Consider the following 313-nt stretch of genomic DNA (forward strand, 5'->3'; position numbering starts at 1 on the left):
GCCAGGGCGCGGTTGTTGTAGGCGGAGGCGGAGTTCGGATCGAGCTGGATCGCCTTGGTGAAGTCGCCGATGGCGTCGTAGAACTGGCCGGCGCGGGCGTAGGCGGCGCCGCGGGTGTTGTAGGCCGCCGCGTCGTTCGGGTTGCGCTGCACGACCTCGGTCAGGGAGGCGATGTTGACGTTCGTGGCGCCGGTCGTGTCCTTCCCCAGGACCGCGTATTGCCGCGGGCCGGCCGCGCTGCCGACGGTCTCGCAGCCCGCGAGGCCGGCAGCCGAGACCAAGGCCGCGCCGATCAGTGCCGTCTTCCGTCCCA

General features: G+C 71.6%; 1 protein-coding gene. It reads right to left on the bottom strand.

The window, feature by feature from the left end:
• A partial coding sequence (locus ACLBYB_RS33045) for a tetratricopeptide repeat protein (protein WP_447701411.1) occupies positions 1-313 on the bottom strand: 313 nt, incomplete at both ends.

This window comes from Methylobacterium sp. D54C (assembly GCF_053345595.1).